Origin of the sequence: Streptomyces sp. 2-1 (assembly GCF_048564895.1) — a bacterium.
Lineage (GTDB): Bacteria > Actinomycetota > Actinomycetes > Streptomycetales > Streptomycetaceae > Streptomyces > Streptomyces phaeochromogenes.
In genome coordinates this window covers 9,731,080-9,751,578 of the sequence record NZ_CP183383.1, presented here as the reverse complement: position 1 = coordinate 9,751,578, position 20,499 = coordinate 9,731,080, and the positions used below count along the sequence as shown (strand labels likewise).

General features: G+C 69.6%; 18 protein-coding genes. 3 read left to right on the top strand and 15 right to left on the bottom strand.

Annotated elements, in window-relative coordinates; genetic code table 11:
- Window positions 1-175: 175 nt before the first annotated feature.
- From ACN20J_RS42670 to ACN20J_RS42660, 3 genes are read right to left on the bottom strand one after another with little or no spacing between them, the layout of a single operon-like run.
- Complete coding sequence (locus ACN20J_RS42670) at window positions 176-1,192, bottom strand: ABC transporter permease (protein ID WP_419668068.1); 1,017 nt, start codon at window positions 1,190-1,192, stop codon at window positions 176-178.
- Window positions 1,189-2,676, bottom strand: a complete 1,488-nt coding sequence (locus tag ACN20J_RS42665) for a sugar ABC transporter ATP-binding protein (RefSeq protein WP_419668067.1) — start codon at window positions 2,674-2,676, stop codon at window positions 1,189-1,191. Before ACN20J_RS42665 ends, ACN20J_RS42670 begins: the two co-directional genes overlap by 4 nt.
- The gene (locus ACN20J_RS42660; protein ID WP_419668066.1) at window positions 2,673-3,266 is read right to left on the bottom strand and encodes a carboxymuconolactone decarboxylase family protein; all 594 of its coding nucleotides are present in this window, start codon (window positions 3,264-3,266) and stop codon (window positions 2,673-2,675) included. The genes ACN20J_RS42665 and ACN20J_RS42660 overlap by 4 nt, the downstream gene beginning before the upstream one ends.
- A 258-nt stretch (window positions 3,267-3,524) precedes the next feature.
- On the opposite strand from ACN20J_RS42660, the gene ACN20J_RS42655 reads away from it, so the two are divergent.
- Complete coding sequence (locus ACN20J_RS42655; protein WP_361885271.1) at window positions 3,525-3,929, top strand: cupin domain-containing protein; 405 nt, start codon at window positions 3,525-3,527, stop codon at window positions 3,927-3,929.
- Window positions 3,930-3,946: 17 nt separating this feature from the next.
- Here ACN20J_RS42655 and ACN20J_RS42650 read toward each other — a convergent pair whose 3' ends face one another.
- The 10 genes from ACN20J_RS42650 to ACN20J_RS42605 form a co-directional block, all read right to left on the bottom strand.
- Entirely contained in the window at window positions 3,947-5,602 is a 1,656-nt protein-coding gene (locus ACN20J_RS42650) for a carboxylesterase/lipase family protein (RefSeq protein WP_419668065.1), read from the bottom strand.
- 263 nt (window positions 5,603-5,865) lie between these two features.
- On the bottom strand, window positions 5,866-7,191 hold the full coding sequence (locus ACN20J_RS42645; RefSeq protein WP_361995001.1) for an MFS transporter: 1,326 nt from the start codon (window positions 7,189-7,191) through the stop codon (window positions 5,866-5,868).
- Window positions 7,192-7,415: 224 nt separating this feature from the next.
- Window positions 7,416-8,366, bottom strand: a complete 951-nt coding sequence (locus tag ACN20J_RS42640; protein ID WP_190227555.1) for a catechol 2,3-dioxygenase — start codon at window positions 8,364-8,366, stop codon at window positions 7,416-7,418.
- 9 nt (window positions 8,367-8,375) lie between these two features.
- Window positions 8,376-9,497, bottom strand: coding sequence for a 4-oxalomesaconate tautomerase (locus ACN20J_RS42635; protein ID WP_419669053.1), 1,122 nt, complete (start codon window positions 9,495-9,497; stop codon window positions 8,376-8,378).
- Window positions 9,498-9,555: 58 nt separating this feature from the next.
- The gene (locus ACN20J_RS42630) at window positions 9,556-10,311 is read right to left on the bottom strand and encodes a 4-carboxy-4-hydroxy-2-oxoadipate aldolase/oxaloacetate decarboxylase (RefSeq protein WP_361994997.1); all 756 of its coding nucleotides are present in this window, start codon (window positions 10,309-10,311) and stop codon (window positions 9,556-9,558) included.
- Window positions 10,308-11,081 carry a PIG-L deacetylase family protein gene (locus ACN20J_RS42625; protein ID WP_419668064.1) on the bottom strand — a complete coding sequence of 258 codons (774 nt, stop codon included), beginning with the start codon at window positions 11,079-11,081 and terminating at the stop codon, window positions 10,308-10,310. The genes ACN20J_RS42630 and ACN20J_RS42625 overlap by 4 nt, the downstream gene beginning before the upstream one ends.
- A 49-nt stretch (window positions 11,082-11,130) precedes the next feature.
- Window positions 11,131-11,781 carry a GntR family transcriptional regulator gene (locus tag ACN20J_RS42620; protein WP_189839381.1) on the bottom strand — a complete coding sequence of 217 codons (651 nt, stop codon included), beginning with the start codon at window positions 11,779-11,781 and terminating at the stop codon, window positions 11,131-11,133.
- A 177-nt stretch (window positions 11,782-11,958) separates the two neighbouring features.
- Window positions 11,959-12,738, bottom strand: a complete 780-nt coding sequence (locus ACN20J_RS42615) for an FAD:protein FMN transferase (protein WP_419668063.1) — start codon at window positions 12,736-12,738, stop codon at window positions 11,959-11,961.
- A gap of 5 nt (window positions 12,739-12,743) precedes the next feature.
- Entirely contained in the window at window positions 12,744-13,469 is a 726-nt protein-coding gene (locus tag ACN20J_RS42610; protein WP_189839382.1) for an FMN-binding protein, read from the bottom strand.
- 10 nt (window positions 13,470-13,479) lie between these two features.
- Window positions 13,480-14,820 carry a ferric reductase-like transmembrane domain-containing protein gene (locus ACN20J_RS42605; RefSeq protein ID WP_419668062.1) on the bottom strand — a complete coding sequence of 447 codons (1,341 nt, stop codon included), beginning with the start codon at window positions 14,818-14,820 and terminating at the stop codon, window positions 13,480-13,482.
- Between the two features lie 153 nt (window positions 14,821-14,973).
- Between ACN20J_RS42605 and ACN20J_RS42600 the strand changes: the two genes are divergently transcribed.
- Complete coding sequence (locus ACN20J_RS42600; RefSeq protein WP_189839741.1) at window positions 14,974-15,672, top strand: response regulator transcription factor; 699 nt, start codon at window positions 14,974-14,976, stop codon at window positions 15,670-15,672.
- Window positions 15,669-17,099, top strand: a complete 1,431-nt coding sequence (locus ACN20J_RS42595; protein WP_419668061.1) for an ATP-binding protein — start codon at window positions 15,669-15,671, stop codon at window positions 17,097-17,099. Before ACN20J_RS42600 ends, ACN20J_RS42595 begins: the two co-directional genes overlap by 4 nt.
- A 69-nt stretch (window positions 17,100-17,168) precedes the next feature.
- Here the strand turns inward: ACN20J_RS42595 and ACN20J_RS42590 are convergent, their stop codons facing one another.
- Together ACN20J_RS42590 and ACN20J_RS42585 are read right to left on the bottom strand one after the other, a co-directional pair.
- Window positions 17,169-18,593 (bottom strand): family 43 glycosylhydrolase, encoded by a 1,425-nt coding sequence (locus ACN20J_RS42590; protein ID WP_373310681.1) that lies wholly within the window; start codon window positions 18,591-18,593, stop codon window positions 17,169-17,171.
- 72 nt (window positions 18,594-18,665) lie between these two features.
- Window positions 18,666-20,102: a family 43 glycosylhydrolase gene (locus ACN20J_RS42585; RefSeq protein ID WP_361918162.1), complete on the bottom strand. Its 1,437-nt coding sequence runs from the start codon at window positions 20,100-20,102 to the stop codon at window positions 18,666-18,668.
- Between the last annotated feature and the right edge of the window lie 397 nt (window positions 20,103-20,499).

The following is a 20,499-nucleotide window of genomic DNA, read 5'->3' as shown; positions in this document are numbered from 1 at the left end:
CCGCGCGGATGGCGTGTGGCCGGCATGCGGATGGCGCGTGGCTGACGTGCGGTCGCTCGGACGACGTGCGGCGTGAGGCCGCGCGAGCGAGGCGTGTGCTCTGGACCGGCCCGGCGCCAGTGGCCCGGCTCTTCGCCCGGTGGACCTGACCCGGCGCCAGTGACCCGGCCCGGCGCTAGTGGCCCGGCGGCGACTTGCGCTGGAACTCGTTGATGATCGCCGCGACGAGCAACACCCCGCCGGTGACGACGAATTGGTAGTAGCTGTTGACCTGGAGCAGGTTGAGCGCGTTGGCGACGACGCCCAGCAGCATCACGCCGAGGACCGTGCCCACGACGGTGCCGTGGCCGCCCGCGAGCGAGGTGCCGCCGATGACGACAGCGGCCACGGCGGTCAACTGCAGTTGCAGGCCACCGGTGTTGGGGGCGGCGGCGCCGAGTCGCGAGAGCAGCATCAGTCCGGCCAGACCCGCGAGGGCACCGGCGAGGGCGTAGAGGGCGAGTTTGCGTCCTGAGACGTTGATACCGCTCAGCCGGGCCACGTGTTCGTTGCCGCCCATCGCGAAGGCGTCGCGGCCAAAGGTGGTGAACCGCATGGCCAGACCGACCGCCGTGAGCACGAGCAGCGCCACGACCAACAGGTAGGGAATGCCGAGGAGTTCGGAGTTGCCCAGGGCCGACATCTTGTCGCCGATGGTGACGCTCATGCCGTTGAGGACCAGCAGTGCCACGCCGTCGAGCAGCATCGCGGAGGCGAGGGTGGCGACGAACGGGGCGACCCGGGTGAAGGTCACGACCACTCCGTTGACCAGGCCCACGGCCGTGGCGAGGAGCAGGCTGATCACGACGGTCACGGGTGTGGACCAGCCGTCGTGCAGGAGTTGGGCCGCCACGGACACGGTCACCGCCGCGTTGCTGCCCATGGAGAAGTCCATGCCGCCCGCGGTCATCAGCAGGGTCAGCCCGGCCGCGATGACGGCGGTCACGCTGATCTGCCGCAGCACGTTGAGCAGGTTCTGCGAGCTGGTGAAGGAGTCCGCTTGCAGTGCGGTGAACAGCGCCACGAGGACGAGGACGGCGATCAGTCCGGCGTGCGGGATCCTGAGCAGGGCCCGGGGCGTCAGGCGGGACGCGGTGCGCTCGGCCGGGTCGGCCGCGACGTCCGGGGAGGCGGCGGGGGTCTTGAGGCTCACTGGGGTTGACCTCCGAGAGCGGTGGCGACGAGCTCGTCGCGGGTGATGGCGGTGATGTCGTGCTCGGCGACCGTGCGGCCGGCGCTGACGACGACGACACGGTCGGCGAGGCGCATCACCTCCTCAGCGGAGGAGGAGGCGAGCAGCACGGCGACACCGCTCGACGCGAGGTCGTCCACGAGGGCGTGGATGTCGGCCATGGCCGCCACGTCCACCCCGTTGGTCGGGTCCTCCAGGAAGCAGGCGACCGGATCGGTCTCCAGCCACTTGCCGAGCAGGACCTTCTGCTGGTTGCCGCCGGACAGCGCGCCCACCGGCGGATTCCCGGCGAGGGCGACCACTCCGTAGCTGCTGCGCAAGGGGGCTGCCCGGCGGACGAGTTCGGTGCGGCGGTGCAGTCTGCGTCCTGCCAGGCGGTCGCCCGCGAGCATCAGGTTCTCGTCCAGGGACAGCCCTTGGACCAGGCCCAGGCTCCGGCGGTCGCCCGTGACGCAGCGCAGTCCGGCGGCGAGCGAGGCCGCCACCCGACCGAGGGGGACTGACCTGCCGTCGATCCGCAGTTCGCCGGTGTCCGGGCGCTGCCGTCCGGACAGCAGGTCGAACAGCCGGGACTGCGCGTCGCCCGCGGGCCCGAGGACGGCGACGATCTCGCCCTTGCGCACCTCGACGGTGAAGTCCCGCACGGCGCGCCCGTGGCTCAGTCCGTGTACGGCGAGTCCGCTCTCGTCCTTCGGTGCGGGACGCTCGGGGCGCCGCGAGACCACGTCCCGGCCGACCATGCTGCGGACGAGTCCGGCGCGGTCCATGTCGACGGCCGGTGCGGCGGTCACCACTGCCCCGTCGCGCAGGACGGTGAGGCGGTCCGCGACGGCCATGACCTCGTCGATGTAGTGCGAGATGTAGACGACCGCGACGCCCTCGTCGCGCAGGGTCCGCACCAACTCCCGTATCCGGTCGGCGTCCTGGGCGCTCAGGCAGGCGGTCGGTTCGTCGAGGACCAGGATCCGTCCGCCGCGGCGGACCTCCCGCGCCACCTCGACCATGGTCTGTTCGGCGACGGTGAGGGATCCCGCGACGCGTCGGACGTCGATGTCGATGCCGAGTGCGGACAGTGCCTTCCTCGCCTCGTCCCTGACCGCCTTCCAGTGCACGGTGCCGTGCCGGGTGGGCAGATCGCCGAGCATGACGTTCTCGGCCACAGTCAGGCCGGTCGCGAGTTCGCGGCGCTGCGGCACCGAGGCGATGCCGAGGCGACGGGCCCTGCGTACGGTCAGCGCGGTGTGCGGCCGGCCGTCGACCTCGATGGTGCCCGAGTCGGCCTGGTGGACCCCCGAGAGGATCTGCACCAGCGTCGACTTGCCGGCGCCGTTCATGCCCATCAGCGCGTGGATCTCGCCGGGGTACAGGTCGAGGTCCACGCCTTTCAGCGCGGCGGCTCCGCCGAAGCTCTTGGTGACGCCCCGTACGCGAAGGAGGGGATTCACGGCCGCGGCCGGTCGGCGCCGGGGACGATCCGCTCGTAGCCGCGGATGTCCGGGAAGGGGGGCTCGCGGTCGGCCTGCAGGTCCACCTGGAAGGTGTTGAGGCACATGCCGAGCATGGTGAAGTTGCCGAGCGCGCCGATGGTGTCGACCAGGCCCTTGGCGCCGAAGTGGTCCAGTGCGCGGGCGAAGGTCCCGTCGGAGACGAAGTGCTCATCGAGGATCTCGCGGCAGAACTGGTAGAAGGCCTGGTCCGATTCGGTGTCGAGGACCGCCTCGCGCCTCTCGGCGATCGCCTTGACGGCGGCCTCCGGGATACCGGCCTCGACCGCCTGGCGCACATGCGCGTTCCAGGAGTACTGCGCGTCCCAGTTCCGGGCGGCCATCAGCAGGGCGAGTTCACGCAGGTGCTCGGGCAGGCCGCAGTCGAACCGGGCGAACGCGCCGAGGGACTCGGCGCGTTCGCACATCTCCGGGCTGTGCAGCCAGACCCGGAACGGACCACGGACGGCACCGCGGCGGCCGGCGATACGGGCGGCCAGCTCCTGCTGCCGCGGATTCATTTCCTCTTCGCTGAGAACGGGGAGCCTCATGTGGCCGATACCTGCCTTTTCTTTCCGGCGCGTTTCCGGCACGGATCGAGAAGCCGTGCGATGGCAGCCGACGGTACAACCGGGTTCGAGAAGCTCACCCCTCCCGGAATGCAACGTAAAACTGCACGCCGGAGGGCACCCGTTCACGGGCGCGCGACCTAACGTCGTTCGACGCGGGGCCGGGAAACCCAAGAGACCCCAAGGACCCCAGAGCCCTCAGAGAGCCCAGTGAGCCCAGAGATCGGTGAGGAACTCCGGATGACCACCATCGTCAAAGTCGCGTCCGTGCCGCTGCTCGACCGGGGCGGTGCCGTCCTGACGACACCGCTCGTCACGACCTCCTCGGCGGGCGGGGAGAACCGGATCACGAGCGGGATGAGCGTGTATCCGGTCGGCTCCGGGGCGCCGCTGCACTCGCACAACTGCGACGAGCACGTGACGGTCCTCGAAGGGGAGGCGGAGGTCGTGGTGGACGGAGAGGTGACGAAGCTGGAGAGGTTCGACACGACGTACGTCCCCTCTCCCCTCCCCCACCTCTTCCGCAACACCGGCGACACGCCCCTGCGCATCCTGTGGGTCTACACGTCGGGAACGGTGACCCGCACGTTCACCGAGACCGGAGTGACGGTGGAACACCTGTCGGCGCAGGACCAGATGGGGTGAGCCACCGCCTTCCGGGTTCAGGAGGCAAGCCCCCTCCAGAACGCCGTGTTGTGCTCGATGCCGAACCGGTCGGTGGTCCTGGAGCAAGCGGCCGGAGGCCGATCGGTGACCGGTGAGGTGTCGCAGGCCGACAGCGACATCATCGCGTCGCTCCTGGGGTCGTACTTGGGCCACTTCGGGGTGCGTTCGCCGTTCGGGTCGCCCTTCGCCGCGAACCTCCCCCAGAACCGGATCATCTGGTCGGACAGCTCCAACTGGCCGTCGCTGTACGGCAGGGTCTGTCCGAGGTACTCCCAGAGGTAGCCGAGGTCGTCGACATGGGTGGCGCCGAACGGGAACTTCCGGGCGACCTCGTTCTTCTGCTGGAGCAGGTGGATGGACGTGAACTGCGGTGTGTCGCTCTCGGTGAACTCGTAGGCGTACGTGGGCACATACCGCGCCAGCTGCCCCATGACCTGCTGACGGGTGTACGAGGTCGAGTCGTTCTGCACGGTGGTCCACGCCACCCCTGGGGAGTCGAACTCGGCGACGGGATACTCGGCCAGGACCAGGTCCGCGTCGGTGCCGTACGTCGACCTCACCAGTGCCTCGTACTGCGGTGCGGTCAGCGGTTTGCCCAGGTAGTCGTAGTTCTGGAAGGTGAACAGCGAGCGCTCGCTGCTGACTTGTCCCAGCATGACCGGGACGCGGTTGAACTTCCCGGCCGGGACAGCGACAGCGGGATCGGCCGGGAAGGCGGCGCCTCCGAGCGAGGGCCGGATGCCCGCCTTCTGCTGGGCGGTGACGATGTCGGCGGCGGGCTTGCCTCGCAGACACGCGAGGACGTCCGAGGCGGTCGAGCAGCCAATCTCCTTGACGAAGGCAAGACTTGACGTCTCCCCTGCCGCCGCTGACTGCAGACTGCAGCCGCCACTCATGACGACCGCCCGTGCGAAGAGTCCCTTGGCGGTCGGTGAGGCCAGCTGTGCGCAGACCAACGAGCCGCCGGCGGACTGGCCCGCGATGGTGACGTTCCGTGCGTCACCGCCGAAGTGGCCGATGTTGGCCTGTACCCAGCGCAGGGCCGCCTGCTGGTCGAGCAGCCCGAAGGTGCCGGGGCCGTCGGCGTTCTCCTTCCGCAGCTGGGGCAGGTTGAGGTATCCGAGGGCGCCCAGACGGTAGTTGACGGTGACGACGACCGCGTTGGCCTGCTGTGCGAACTTGCGGGGGTTGGTGTCCTGCCCCGCGCCGCCGGTGAAGCCGCCGCCGTGGATCCATACGAGTACCGGAAGCCGCCCCCGCGTTCCCTCCGGCGTGTAGACGTTGAGCGACAGACAGTCCTCGGTGAGCGTCGGGTTCTCGTAGCCGGGGTCCCAGCCACTCGCCTGGGCACAGCGGTCGCTGAACCGCGTGGCGTCACGCACCCCGGTCCACCGCGCGGCCGGCCGGGGAGCGGTCCACCGCTGCTTCCCGGTCGGGTCGGCGGCGTACGGGATGCCGAGCCACTGGTCGTACCCGGTCTGACTACGGCCGCGTACCTTGCCGTTCGTGGTCTCCACCAGCGTGGACGTGGGCCGGGCCGAGTCCTCCGCGGACCGTGTCTGCGTCACCCCCGGGGACAGGATCCCGAGGCCGATCAGGCTCGCACTCACCAGGGCGGTCACAGCTGAGCCGAGTGGTCTCATGCGTCGCATCGATCCCTGCTTCCTGTTGACGTGCCGGGCATGAACAACCAGGAGGGGTGGGCTTGTTGAGGGCGGTCTCGGTCGGTGGCGAGCGGCCGGCTCCGTGGCGGTGAACGTAACCGTGTCACCAATGCGTCGGCAAGATGCAGAACACGATTGTTGACGATTCTTGGGGCGGGTGAGGCGGCCCGGGTTTGTCCGGATGAGTGTCGTTACGCGCCTGGGCCGGCGCCCTCCTCGAACCCGGCCCAGGCACCCGCCCCCGTGTCGGGTCAGCCGCTGGTGATCAGCTCCTGCCGCGTGCTGCTCTGCGGCGTCTGTCGCGAGCCGCGCAGTGCCGCGATGCCGATGAAGACCATCGACGACAGGCCCGCGATCGCGAAGGCGGTGAAGCCCCAGTCCCCGTTGCCGGCGGCGAGCAACTGGCCGCCGAGCCACGGGCCGAAGACCGCGCCGAAGCGACCCATTCCGGAGGTCCAACCGACGGCTGTGGCGCGGTTGTCGGGGGTGGAGCGGATCGAGACCGTCGCGTAGATCATGGTCTGGGCGCTGTTGAGGAACACGCCGGTGAGGAAGACCACCGTGAAGGTCACCGCGAGCGGCATGTGGACGCTGAGCAGGAAGACTCCGGCGGCGGTCAGCGCGAACCAGATCGACGAGATGCGCGGCGCCCCGAACCGGTCGGCGGCCCGGCCCGCGACCAGCATGCCCACGATGCCGCCGAGGTTGAAGAGGACCACGAAGGTGAGCGCGGAGCCCAGTTCGTAGCCCTCGCTGCGCATCAGGGTGGGCAGCCAGGTGGCGACGCCGTAGACGAGCAGCAGTCCACCGAAGGAGGCCAGCCAGTACAGCAGGGTCTGGGTCCACTCGCCGCCGCGGAACAGGTTGACGAGGGCGTTCCAGCGGTCGGCGGGGGCCTTCTTCTCGGCTGCGGCGGGCAGTTCGACCTCGAAACGGCCGGCCAGCTCGCGGGCCTCCTCGGTACGGCCCTTGGCGACCAGGAAGCTCAGCGACTCGGGCATGAACCTGGCGAGCACCGGGACGAAGAGCAGCGGCACCACGCAGACCCAGAAGGCGGCGCGCCAGCCGAAGGGCTCCACGATCCACAGGGCCACGTACGCGGAGAGGATGCCGCCTGCGTGGTGGGCGGTCATCAGCATGCCGATGGTGAGGGCGGTGCGGCCACGCGGGGCGTAGTCGGAGACCATGCTGATCGCGGTGGGCAGGAGCCCGCCGAGACCGACTCCGGCGAGGGTGCGGCCGAGGCCGAAGACCGCGACGCTGCCCGACATCGCGCACAGGCCGGAGGCCAGCGAGAAGAGCGTGACGCAGGCGACCATCAGCTTCTTGCGGCCGATGCGGTCGGCGACCGTCCCCGCGGTCAGTGCGCCGACCAGCATGCCGAAGGTGGCGTAACTGCCCAGGTCACCGGCCTTGTCCGGGGTGATGCCGAGGGCCTTCTCCGCCAGCATGTGCGGCAGCACCGAGCCGTAGATGAACATGTCGAGGCCGTCGAAGAGCACGGCCAGCCAGCACAGGCCGACGGCCAGTGCCGCCAGTTTGCCGCCGCGGGCGGACAGGGCGAAGGAGGAGGACATCGTTGTTTCCTCTCGTCCAGGAGTCGTGTCCCTGGAGGGGATCGGGGAGGCGGGGAGCGCGCGGCGCGAGCGGTTCGTGCGGCCGACCCCGTGATGCGCATGACGCTAGAAATCCGCCCTCCTAATTGTCAACGTTTTTGTCAACAATCATAGAAACCAGGCGGGCGCCGGGGCGGCACACGGCATGGGTGTGCCGCCCGTGACGCGAAACGGGGACGCCGGTGTCAGCCGACCGGCGGCGTGCCGTGGGTGTGGAAGGACTCGATGGTCTTCAGACCCCAGGCCTGGCCCTTCTTCCGCTCCTCTTCGGTCCAGGTGATCAGCGGCCAGTCGGGCGCCAGGACGAGGCGGGTGAGCGGGTTGCACAGCTCGACGCGGTTGCCGCCGGGCTCGTAGACGTACAGGAAGAACGTCTGCTGGATGGCGTGCTTGTGCGGGCCCGTCTCGATGAACACACCGGTGTCCAGGGCGAGATCGGCCGCCCGCAGGATGTCCTCACGGGTGTCCGTGGCGAACGCGATGTGGTGCAGGCGCCCGTTGGAGCCGGTCCAGTCCTCGGTGTAGACGAGGTCGTACGACTTGCTGCTGAAGGTCAGCCACTGGGCGGCGATCCGCCCGCTGTCGAGCCGGATCTGCTCCGTGGGACGGGCGCCGAGCACCTCGTGGACGAAGTCTCCGTTGGGCTCGACATCGGCGGCGAGGAAGTTCACGTGGTCCAGGCGGCGTACGCCCACGCCGTGACCGGGCTTCGCTTGCGGCTGGTTCTTCAGCCCTGGCTTCAGCTCGTCCGGTGCCTGATACCACTCGCTCTCCCAGTAGAGGGCGAGTTCATGGCCGTCGGGGTCGGTGGTGACGTACAGCGGGCCGATGCCCGGCTCGTCCTCGACCCAGCGGCCGGGGCGGCCCGCGTTCTCGGTCTCCTTGACCCGGCGCTGGAGGGCCTCCTCACTGGAGGCGCGCAGGGCGGTGCGACGGATCCCGGACGTCGTGTGGGCGGTCAACGTCACGCTGTGGTGCTCGTAGTCGTCCCAGGTCCGCAGGTATACGGAGTCTCCGGAACGGCCGTTCTCGGTCAGGCCGAGGTAGTCGGTGAAGAACCGGACGCTGGCGTCCAGGTCGGGGGTGAGCAGTTCGACGTGCCCGAGGTGGGCGATGTCGCCGAGCGGCGGGGCCATGGGGCCTCCTCAGGGGTGTTGTGCGGCTCCGGCCGGCCGGGGGAAGACCGTGCCGTCGAAGATCTTGCGTGCGGTACGGACGACGGCGGTGCGCCGCGCCACGGGGACGGCGCTCGGGCCAGCGCCGGAAGCGACACTCGTTGCGGCGCCCGAAGCAGCACTCGTTGGGGCGCCCGGGGTGTCGTACGCGAGGGTCGTTTCTATGTCGAGGAATCCGGTGGGGTGCTCGATGCGCACCCGGTCCCCGCCGGCCGGGAGACGTGCGATCGCCCCGCCGACGCCGCCCTCGATCCGCAGCCCGGTGGCGACGCTCGCGGCGCCCAGGACCCCGATCGAGGTGTGGCAGCGCACCGGGATGAAGGTGCGGGTCATGACCGCGCCACCGTCCAACGGCGGTGCCAGCAGGCTGAGTTTGGGCACGGTGGTGCCTTCGACATCGCCGAGCCCCATCAGCTTTCCCGCCTCCAGCCGGATCTCCCGGAGCCGTTCGGCGAGGGCCCGGTCCGCCTCCAGGTCGGCGGGGGTCTCGTACCCGGTGACACCGAGCGAGGACGCGGCGATCAGCACGGTCGGCATGCCGTTGTCCACGCAGGTGACCGGTACGTCGGCGACGAGGTCAAGCGCCCGGCCGGTCGGCAACAACGGGCTGCCGCTCTGCGGGAACTCGATGGTCACCGGCGCCGCGGCCCCCGGCACCCCGGAGATCTCGGCGGAGCCGGTGTAGTCGACGCGCCCCTCCGGGGTGGGGAAGGACGCGACGGCGAGGTCCCCGGTGTTGAGCATGCGGATCCGCACCGACGTACGGCCCTCTCCGGCGGCGACCAGTCCGCGTTCGACGGCGAACGGGCCGACCCCGGCGAGGAGGTTCCCGCAGTTCTGACGGTCACTCACTTCCGGTGTGTCGACGCCGACTTGGAGGAACAGGTAGTCGACGTCCGCCTCGGGGTCGGCCGACGCGGAGACCACCGCCACCTTGCTGGTCAGGGGGTGCGCACCGCCCAGGCCGTCGATCTGGCGCGGGTCGGGGCTGCCCATGACGCGCAGCAACAGGTCGTCGCGCGGGGCGGGTTCGGCGGGCAGGTCCCCGGCCAGGAAGTAGGCGCCCTTGGAGGTACCGCCGCGCATGAGCATGCAGCGCACTTCCTCGGAGCCGGCCCCGGTCACGAGCCCACTCCGCCCCTGTGCCCGGTCACGACCCGGCCCCGTCCCACGGATCCAGCCGTTCCCGCCGCTCCGGCCGTTCCTGCCGCTCCCTCCGGTACTCCTCGTACGACTGGTAGCGCACTCCCAGACGTACGAGCGTCTCCCGCAACCCGTAGCGGTCCAGGCCGAGTTGGCCCTCGGCGAAGGCGGCGCGTGTCGCCTCCTCCTTCGCGGTGCGCGCGGCGGACGCGTCGACGGCCTCGGCGGACCGCTCGCGCGGGACGACCATCACGCCGTCGTCGTCGGCGAGGATCACATCGCCCGGCCGGACGCTCTGTCCGCCGAGCACCACGGGTACGTTGACCGATCCGCCGGTGGCCTTCACGGTGCCCTGTGCGGAGACGGCCGCCGCCCAGACGGGGAAGCCCATCGCGCGCAGTTCCTCGGTGTCGCGCACCCCGGCGCCGGTCACCAGGCCGCGTACGCCCCGGCGTCGCAGGGCGGTGGCGAAGAGTTCGCCGAACATGCCGTCCGTGGAGGGCGAGGTGGTGGTGACGACGAGGATGTCGCCCTGGCCGCACTGCTCGACCGCCGCGTGGATCATGAGGTTGTCGCCGGGCCAGCTCAGCACGGTGACCGCGGTGCCCGCGACCCGTACGCCCTGCTGGATCGGGCGCAGGTCGCTGCCGAGGAGGCCGGTGCGGCCGAGGGCCTCGTGGACGGTCGCCACGCCGTACGCGGAGAGCGCATCGACGTCCTTCTCGGCGGCCTTCGGGGGGTTGGTGACGATCAGGCCGCTCATGCCAATTCCCCTGTGACCTGCGGGTACGGGCGCATGTACGCCTCGGCGTAAGTGGTGTGCGGCAGACCGAGGTTGGGGCCCGCGTTGCGCTTGAGCTGCACACCGCGGCGGACGGCGAGGTCGGTGTAGTAGTCCCACAGGTGCCGCTGGGCGGCCAGGCACTCCATGGCCTTGCGCTTGGTCTCCCACACCTCGGAGATGTCGAGGAGGACCTCCGGCTTGAAGCCGCACATCTCGGGCTGGTGCGGTTCGAAGAAGAACACCGGCGGGGCGCCGATGATCTCCCCCTCTGCCGGGTAGCCGATGGCCTGGGCGAGCACGCGAGCGTCCAAGGCCATCCGGGCCGCCGCCGGGTGGTCGCCGTTGTACGGGTCTTCGAGTGGATGCGTGAGGACGACGTCGGGCTGCGCCGCGCGGTAGACGGCCACCAGCCGGTCCGTCAGCTCGGGGCTGATGGTCAGGGGGTAGTCGCCGGCGTCGAAGAAGACGACCTCGGCGCCGAGGGTGGCGGCGGCTGCCTCGGCCTCCGCCCGGCGCATCTCCTTGATCTCCTCCAGCGACCTGCCCTCGCGCCAGGCCTTCGCGGACTCGCCGCGCTCGCCGTAGGTCAGACAGGCGATGGTGACCTTCTCGCCGCGCAAGGCGGCGAGGGCGATGGCTCCACCCGCCCGCCACACGAAGTCCCCTGCGTGCGCCGTGATGACGAGCGTGGATCGCGGGGTGGCGGGCGTCGACGGTAGTGAAGTACCGGCCGCGTTGCCATGCGTCATTGTTGCAATCTCCTTGATGGACAGGCCAGTTGACCCACCCCCCGCGGTGTCACTCGCGCAACGCGTCGATCACACCCGAAAGGTGGGCGCGGACGGCCGCTTCGGCCGCCTGCGGGTCCCGGGCCCTGATCGCCTCGATCATGGCCAGATGCTCACCCAGGGACTTCTGGGGCCGCCCCGGCCGCAGCGCGAGCTGGAAACGGTGGCGCACCAGCTGCCCGTTGAGCCGCTCCAGCAGTTCCACGGCCGTCTGCTGGCCGGAGAACTGTCTGATGAGGGCGTGCAGTTCGTGGTTGAGGTCGGAGTAGGTGACCGGTTCGCCGTCGGCGACGGCCTTGGACATCGCCTCGCCCACGTCGACCAGCCGGGTCAGCTGCTCGTCGGTGACCGCGACGGCCGCCTTGGCCGCGCACAGCCCTTCGAGGACCATGCGGCATTCGGTGATGGCGACCGCTTCCTCCACGGTCACCACCCGCACCCGCGAACCGCGGTTGCGGATCCGCTCGACCAGACCCTCCGACTCCAACTCGATCAGTGCGGCCCGCACACTGGCCCGTGTCACACCGAACTGCTCGGCGAGTTCGTTCTCCACCAGCCGCTGGGCCGGTGCCATCTCGCCGCGCAGGATGGCCTGCCGCAGCTGCGCGAGCGCATGCTGCCTGGCCTGCTCTCCGGTGCTCGGACGGGCTTGTTTCGGCATGTGTGCTCTCCCTGGGTGGTGAGTGCCTGTCGAACCTAAATCTAGACGAACAAGATTGTCAACAATTTTGTTTTCCATATGGCACGGCCACACACGGCCACACACCAACGAGGGCCCTGATATCCGCAGTTGCGGATATCAGGGCCCTCGGGAATTCGTACGAGCGGTTCCCCGCGATCAGGCGGCCACAGGGAACCCCGACGTGCGGAAGACGCGGCGCTCGACGTCCACGGCGAACACCTCGCAGCCTTCGCGCGCGGCGGCCCAGTCGATCCCGTCCGCGCCCATCGCGAACGCCGCGGTCGCCGTCGCGTCCGCCTCGGTCAGGGACGGGGCCACGACGGTCAGACTGAGCAGTCCGGTCGCCGGACGGCCGGTGCGGCCGTCGAGGATGTGGTCACCCCGCTCGTAGCGCCCGGAGGTCGCCACCGCTCCGTCTGTGATCTCCAGGACCGCGCACAGCCGGTCGGCCTGTTCCGGGTGACGCACTCCCACCCGCCACGGGCGGCCGGCCGAGACCACATCGCCGCCGGCGTTCAGACAGAACGTCGTCATGCCCTCGGCGAGCAGCAGTTCGGCCGCCCGCTGCACCGCCCAGCCCTTGACCATCGCGCACGGGTCGAGGCCACGGCCGGGCAGCCGCACCTGGAACGCGCCCCCGCTCGCGACCCGGTACTCCTCGCACAGGTCGAGCACCTCGACGAGGTCCGCGCTGAGCTCGTGGGGTTCGAGCTCCCCCCGCCCCAGCCGGGACACCTCGCTGTCGGCGATGAACGGGCTGAACCGCTCGTCGACCTCGCGCAGCCACGCGAACACCCGGTCCGCGGCCACGGCGGCGCCCCCGTCGGGGTCACCCCCGTGAGGGTCACCGCCGTCCAGGTCAGCGCCTTCGATCCGCAGGGAGATGGGCAGCCCCATGATGTGCTCGACCCGGCGCACTTCTTCGGCCCGTGACATCTCGATCAGCCCTTCGCGTCGATGGCGGCCTGGAGGGACTCGACGTACCCGTCGCTCGTGATCGTGGCGCCCGAGACCGCGTCGATGTCGGAGCTCTGGGCCTCCAGCGTCTCGGCGATCAGCTTCGGCACGGCCGCCTTGGTCTGCGGGTGGTTCGGCTGCTGCAGCATCCGTACCGCGTCGATCTTGTCGCCCTCGAAGGTCACCTCCACCTGCACGGTGCCCTTCTCCGTGCCTACGGCCGAACCCGCGACGACCTGGGATGCGGCGGCCGAGGCGGACGGCGAGGACGAGGAGGAGGACGAAGAAGAGGACGACGACGAAGACGCCGGCTTCGCGTCGATGGCGGCCTGGAGGGACTCGACGTACCCCTCACTCGTGATCGTGGCGCCGGACACCGCGTCGATGTCGGCGCTCTGTGCCGTGAGCGTCTCCGCTATCAGCTTCGGGACCGCGGCCTTGGTCTGCGGGTGGTTCGGCTGTTGCAGCATCCGTACGGAGCTGATCTTGTCGCCGTCGAAGGTGACCTCGACCTGTACGGGACCCTTCTCGGTCTTGATGGTCGAACCGGCGACGACCTGGTTCGAGGTACCTCCCGAAGAGGAGGTGGAAGGTGTCGAGGCGGGTTCGGAGACCTCCGTGGTGGACGACGTGTCGGTCGAGGGCGCGTAGCGCCAGACCGGGATGAGACCCGCGACGGTCAGGACCAGGACAGGAATGGCTCGTTTCACGGTGTCTCTCTCATCCCGCCAGGCTGAAGCGCTCGAAGTGGATCTGCTGCTTGGGCACGTTCAGCTCGCGCAGGCTGCCCAGCACCGCGTTCATCATCGGAGGCGGTCCGCACAGGAAGACGTCCCGGTCGCCGATGTCCGGCACGAGCCGTACGAGCTCGTGCGCCGCCAGCTTGTCGGGGGTGACCGGCCCGGACACCAGGTGCAGCTCGGCGCCCTTGGCCTGGGCGAGCTCCCGCAGCTCGTCGTAGAGGACCGCGTCCCGGTCCGTGGACACCCGGTAGATGACCACGGCGTGCCCCTGGACCTCCTCCAGCAGGGCCCGGATGGGGGTGACGCCCACGCCGCCGGCGATGAGTACGGACTCCGGCCGGGTGCGGTGCATCGCGGTGAAGGCGCCGTACGGGCCCTCGGCGAAGACGCGCGTGCCGACCTTCAGGTGCCGCAGGCCCGCGGTGCCGTCGCCGGCCGTCTTGGCGGTGAGCCGCAGTGTCCGGCCGTCCGGCGCCGCCGACAGCGAGAACGGGTTGGCCTGCCACCACCGGTCCTTGGTCAGGAACCGCCACAGGAAGAACTGGCCCGCGCGGGCCGGCAGCCGGTCCAGGTCGCGCCCCGTCATGTAGATCGACACGACGTTGTCGGACTCGGGCACCACGGCCGAGACCCGCAGCTGGTGCCGCATGTTCCGCCACAGCGGCAGCACGAGCCTGCCCAGGGCGACCGCGCCGAGCGCCACGCCCCACACGCCGTACCAGTACGCCGTGGCGAAGGACGACGCGGTGAAGGTCGTACCCACCGCGACCTGGTGCGTGAAGGCCAGCACGACCGCGAGGTACGTGTAGAGGTGGATGAAGTGCCAGGTCTCGTAGGCCAGCCTTCGGCGGGCGTAGCGGGCCGAGACGCCGCCGATCACGAGGATCAGCACCAGCGCGACGACGGCGCGCAGCACGCCCTCGACGGTCTCGGCGAGGTCCACCAGCTGGCTCACCGGGCCCAGGCCGGAGGAGTCGGCGTAGCCGAAGGTGATGAACACGGCGTGGCCCAGCAGCGTCCAGAGCAGGCCGAAGCCGACCCAGCGGTGCCAGGAGGTCAGCCGGTCCATGCCGATGCGGCGGTCGAGCCACGGCAGCCGGGCGACCAGCAGCAGTTGGAAGGCCATCAGGAGAGCGCCGTACAGGCCGAGGAGCCGGCCGATGACGATGAGGGCGTTCGAGGCGAACCCGGCCTGGACGAAGAACACGGTCACCACGGCTACGTTCACGGCCAGCACGCCGTACAGGCCGGCGCGGGCCACCACCTTGGGACGCACCGCCGCGGGAGGTGGGGGAACGGTCGTCTGGACAGTAGTCACGGGGTCGGCAACTCCTTGATCGGGTCCTGGGACTCCGAGCCTGCCTTCCGGGTGCTGTCGTTTTCCTGTCGGTCAACTTTCAAGTTTTTATCGATATGAAGTAGACAGGCCCGCGGCTATGGCGTCAGGAGGCGCGTGAAGCACTATGGGCACGTGGAAAAAGTACGACTTCTCGTCGTGGACGACGACCCGCCCATCGCCGACCTGGTCGCGACGGTCGCCCGCTACGAGGGCTGGGAGGCGGTGACCGCGAACTCCGGCGAGGAGGCGCTGCACCGTGCCGCGGACTTCCATCCGGACATCGTGGTGCTCGACCTCATGCTGCCCGGGCTCGACGGCTTCGCCGTGCTCGACCGGCTGCGGCTGTCCGGGACGATGGTGCCCGTGGTGTTCCTGACCGCGCGGGACGGCGTGGCCGACCGAGTAGCGGGCCTGACCAGGGGTGGCGACGACTACCTCGTGAAGCCGTTCGCGGTGGAGGAGCTCATGGCCCGGCTGCGGACCGTGCTGCGCCGCAGCGCGGGACCGGCCTTCCAGCGGTCGGTGCTCAGCGTCGCGGACCTGACCATGGACGAGGACACGCGCGAGGTGCGCCGGGGCGACCGGCTGCTGACGCTCACCCCCACCGAGTACGAGGTGCTCCGCTATCTGATGCGGAAGTCGCCGACCGTGCTCACCAAGGCGCAGATCCTCGACCATGTCTGGGAGTACGGCTTCGGCGGCCGGTCGAACGTGGTGGAGCTGGTCATCAGCCGGCTGCGCCGCAAGCTCGACGGCAACGACGAGGAAGGGACGCCGCTCATCCACACCGTCCGGGGCGTCGGATACGTGGTGCGGCAGGTCGCCGGGTGATCCGCCGTTTCAGGGAGACCTACCGCAGGCTGCGGCTGGGCACCCGGCTGGCCCTCGGCATGGGCGTGCTCTCACTGGTCGTGTTCGCCGTCGTCGGGGCGGCCCTGTCGATGTACATGCGGGACTATCTGGAACGCCAGCTCAACGACCAGATGAAGCTCGTCCAGCTCACCCAGTCCAAGGACGTCGAGGCGTACGGCACCGTGCAGGGCAAGCCGTACTACGGCTGGTACACCGCCTCGTACGAGGTCTCCGCCAACTCGGCCGTGCTCCGCGAGCCCGCGGACGTGCCGGCGGACGCCGACGAGCTGGCCGTCGTCGCCCAGGCGGTACGGGATTCGGGGGACGACCCCGTCTTCCGCACCGCGCACATCAAGGGAGAGGGCACGTACCGGCTGCGTGCCTGCGAGCCCGAACCCGGGGTGGTCCTGGTCACCGCGGCGCCCATGGACGACATCGAGGACACCATGGACCAGCTGGCCACGGTCCAGGTCGTCGCCTTCGCCCTCGCGCTGATCGGGCTCGTGGTGTTCGGACGTGCGGTGCTGCGGCGGGGCCTGAAGCCGCTCAGCGACATGGCGCACACGGCCCGCGGCATCACCTCGCACGACTTCACCGACTCGGCGCGGCTTCCGGTGCGCGCCGACCGCGGGAACGGCGGCCCCGAGGTCGAGGAGCTGCGGACCGCCTTCAACACCATGCTGGAGCACATCGACGACTCGCTGGCCGTCCGCACCGAGGCCGAGCAGCGGCTGCGCCGGTTCGTCGCGGACGCCTCGCACGAGCTGCGTACGCCCCTGATGTCGGTACGCGGCTACGCGGACCTCTTCCAGTACGCGGCGGCCAACGAACCCGAGGAACGGGAGAAGCACCTGGCCCGGCTGCGTGCCGAGGCCGCCAGGATGGGCATCCTCCTGGACGACCTCCTGCTGCTCGCCCGGCTGGACGCCGCCGAGGTGGAGGCACCGGTGCGGCTGGAGAACGCGGATCTGGCGGAGCTGGTCCGCCAGGCCGCGGAAGCCTTCCGCGCGGCCCGCCCGGACCATCCGCTGGCCGTGACGGTCGGGCCCGCTCCGGTGCGGCTGCGCCTCGACGCCCTGCGCATCCGCCAGGTCCTGGACAACCTCCTCACCAACGCCGCCGTCCACACCCCGGCCGGTACGAAGGTGTCCGTGGAGGTGTCGGTCGTGGCCGACGCGGCGGTCGTCCAGGTCACCGACTCCGGCCCCGGCATCCCGGCCGCCGACCAGGAGCGCGTCTTCGACCGCTTCTTCCGCATCGACAAGGCCCGCAGCCGAGACCGCGGAGGCAGCGGCCTCGGCCTGGCGGTCGCCCGCTCCCTGGTCCAGGCCCACGGCGGCACGATCACCCTGAGGAGCGGCCCGGGCGCGACAACTTTCACAATGAGGCTTCCCTTGACCCACTAAGGGGCGCGGGGAACTGCGCGCCCAGCCACGAACGGCCCGCACCCGGCGACCCCACGAACAATCCCCCGCCTACTCGGCGTAAAAGGTGGCGTCAGCCTTCGCCGTCGTCGTATCGGCCGGCTGCGTCACCAGCAGATAGTTGTAGTGCCGGACATAGCTGCCAGCCACGTTGTACGACTCGAACGAAACGCCCGCCGACGCGTCGGCCAGCCCCGCCCGCCGATAGAAGCTCGCGTCGCCCTTGAAGGCCGTACTCCCGTCGCTCTTGTCCACCCACACCTCACCGTTGCTCCGGTGACGGAGGTAGTACCCCGGGAAGTTCGCCGACTCCAGGGAGACGGTCCCGGTACCGGCGAGCCCGGTCACGACACGGAACTGCGAGTCCGCGAGGTTGGTGACGTTCGGCTCGATCTTCGCCCGGTACTCCCAGTGCCGGATGAACCGGTCGGGGAAGTTGTACGAGGAGAAGCGGACCGGGGTGACACCGTCGGCCACCGGGATGCCGAGGTTGGGCGTGCCGTCGGCGTTCCAGTAGAGCTTCTGGTAGCGGGTACGGCGGTTGGGGTCATTGAGCGGGTCGCCGCTGATGTCCTTGTAGTTGCGGTCGTGGTAGACGAGGATGTCGGACTTTCCGTCCTCGGACGTGGTGAAGGTGTTGTGGCCCGGGCCGTACTGGCCGGTCGCGTCGTTGCTCTTGAAGACCGGGGTCTGGGTCTTCGTCCAGGAGGCCGGGTTCATCAGGTCGGCGCTGGCGTTGGCGGTCAGCAGGCCGAGGCAGTAGTTGGCGTCGGTGGCGCTGGCCGAGAAGGTCATGAAGACCTTGCCGTTCCGCTGGATGACGGCCGGTCCTTCGTTGACGCGGTGGCCGACGATCTCCCAGGAGAGCGTCGGGGTGGAGATCCGTGCCGGAGTGCCGCTGATGGTCCAGGGGTTGGACATCGGGGCGAGGTAGACACTGGTTCCGGTGCCGACCGCCGGGTCGTTCTGCGCCCAGCTCAGATAGCGGGTACCGCCGACGGTGAAGGTCGTCGCGTCGAGCGAGAAGGTGTCCAGCGGCAGCGCGATACGGCCCTTCTCGGTCCAGGTCCCGGTCAGCGGGTTGGCGGCGCTGGTCTCCAGGACGTACGGCCGGATCTTCCAGATGTCGTTGGAGGCACCGGCGGCGAAGTAGACGTACCACTTGCCGTCGATGAAGTGGATCTCCGGCGCCCAGATGTGCGCGCCCATCTCACCACTCGCGTGCTTCGTCCAGATCGTCGTCTCGGTGGCGGTGGACAGGCCCTGGAGCGTGGTGGCCCGCCGCATGACGATCCGGTCGTACGCGGGCACGGTGGCGGTGAAGTAGTAGTAGCCGTCGGTGTGTTTGAAGATGTGCGGGTCGGCGCGCTGTTCGGCGATCGGGTTGGTGAAGGTGACGGCCGGCGAGGCGGGGGCGGCGGCCTCGGCGATGCCGGAGGTCAGGGCGGCCAGGGTGACGAGCAGCGCCGTGACCACCCTTGCGATCGTGCGTCTCACTGAGTTCCTCTCGATCACGTCGAATGCGTCAGATCACGTCGAACGCGCCGGTCACGTCGTGGGCTTGAACTGCCACTGCTGGCAGGTGTTGTTGAGCCAGGTCCACTGGCGTACGTCGACGCCGTCGCCCGTGCCGCAGTTGGCGACGTCGGCGACCTTGCCGGTGCTCTCGTTGACGATCCGCACGTAGTCACCGGTCGCCGTGTAGACGAGGCGGTACTTCTGGCAGTTGTTGTTCAGCCAGGACCACTGGGCGATGTCCGTACCGTCGGCGGCGGCACACCCGGCGGTGTCCATCACCTTGCCGGTGGCCACGTTCACCAGCCGGCTGGTGTCGTTGCCCTGGTCCTCGATCCGCCACTTCTGGTTGGCGCCGCCGGTGCAGGTCCACTGGAAGATGTTGGCGCCGTCCGCGGTGCTGCCGCCGGCGACGTCCAGGCACTTGCCGCTGTTGCGGTTCACCAGCGTGTACGCCGTCGGGGTCGCCGCGGTCTCCCCCGCCGGGCCGGGCAGGGTGGTTCCGAGGGCGACCGGGGTGCCGAAGTTCGGCGTGCCGTCCGCGTTCCAGGTGAACTTCTGGGCGCGGGTCGTCCGGCCGTTGCCGCAGCCGCCGTTCGCGGTGTTGTTGCCGTGGTAGACGATCCAGTTCTCGGTGCCGTCGGGCGAGGTGAAGAAACCGTTGTGGCCGGGGCCGTAGACACCCGCCGCGTCATTGCGCTGGAAGACCGGGGTCTGTTTCTTCGTCCAGGACGACGCCAACAGCGGGTTGGTGCCGGTCAGTTCGAGCTGGCCGAGCTTGTAGTCCGCGGTCTGGCAGTGGCTGGCGGAGAAGGTGAGGAAGGTGCGGCCGCCGTGGTACAGCGGCTCGGGCCCCTCGTTGACGGCGCCGCCCGAGGTCTCCCAGCTCAGCGTCGGGCTGGAGATGACACTGAAGGTGGAACTGCTCAGCGTGTACGGGTTGCTCATCGGCGCGATGACCAGGCTCTGCGTACTGCCGTTGATGAATCCGCTGCCGACCAGGTACAGGTTGTTGCCCTGCTTCAGCACACTGGCGTCGATCAGCCAGCCGCCGGGGGTCAGGTTGGAGCCCGTGAGCTGGTTCTTGAAGGTGTACGGGCCCATCGGATCGGTGCCCGCGCTCTCCAGGACGTACGTGCGCTGGGAGTCGCAGCAGGCGACCCCGCCCTGTCCGGCGGAGTAGTACAGGTACCAGTGCCCGTCGAAGAAGTGCAGTTCGGGGGCCCAGAAGTTGGTGTTCCGGGTGGAGGTGGTGTCGCTCCACACCTGGACGCTGGGGGCCACGGACAGACCGGCCAGAGTCGGCGACTTCCGCATGGTCAGCACACCGGTGAAGGACGTGGTGACCAGGTAGTAGTTGCCGTTGTAGTACTCCAGCCAGGGGTCGGCGCCCTTCTGCGCCTTGACGGGGTTCGTGTACGGCCGCCCCTCCGCGGCCGTGGCGGGCTGCGTCGCGACGGAGGCGAGCATCACGAGCAGCGCTGCCACGAGGGTGCACCAGTGACGGGCACGGAACACGGCTGATCCCCTTCCGATGAGCACGACGTTGACAACGTTCGAAATCCCGTACAGCGTGCGTAACTTCGACCAGAAGATAAGGACGCACGAGGTACGCGTCAACGCTTCTGACACGTTTGGTTCCGGTCGGCTTTCCGTGACGTAAAACCACGAACGTCACGCGGACCTACGGGTGTTGCGCGAAGTTCCCGGCCGTTCGACCTGTCGGACATTGTTCGGAACCTCTTGACGCCCCCGTTCGCACCGCTTCACACTCTCGCAACGCGACGTCACACACGCGAAACGGCACGAGCCCGCTGCTGAGACCTCGCGGTCCTTTCCTTCCGGCATGTCTCAGCAGAGGAAGTTG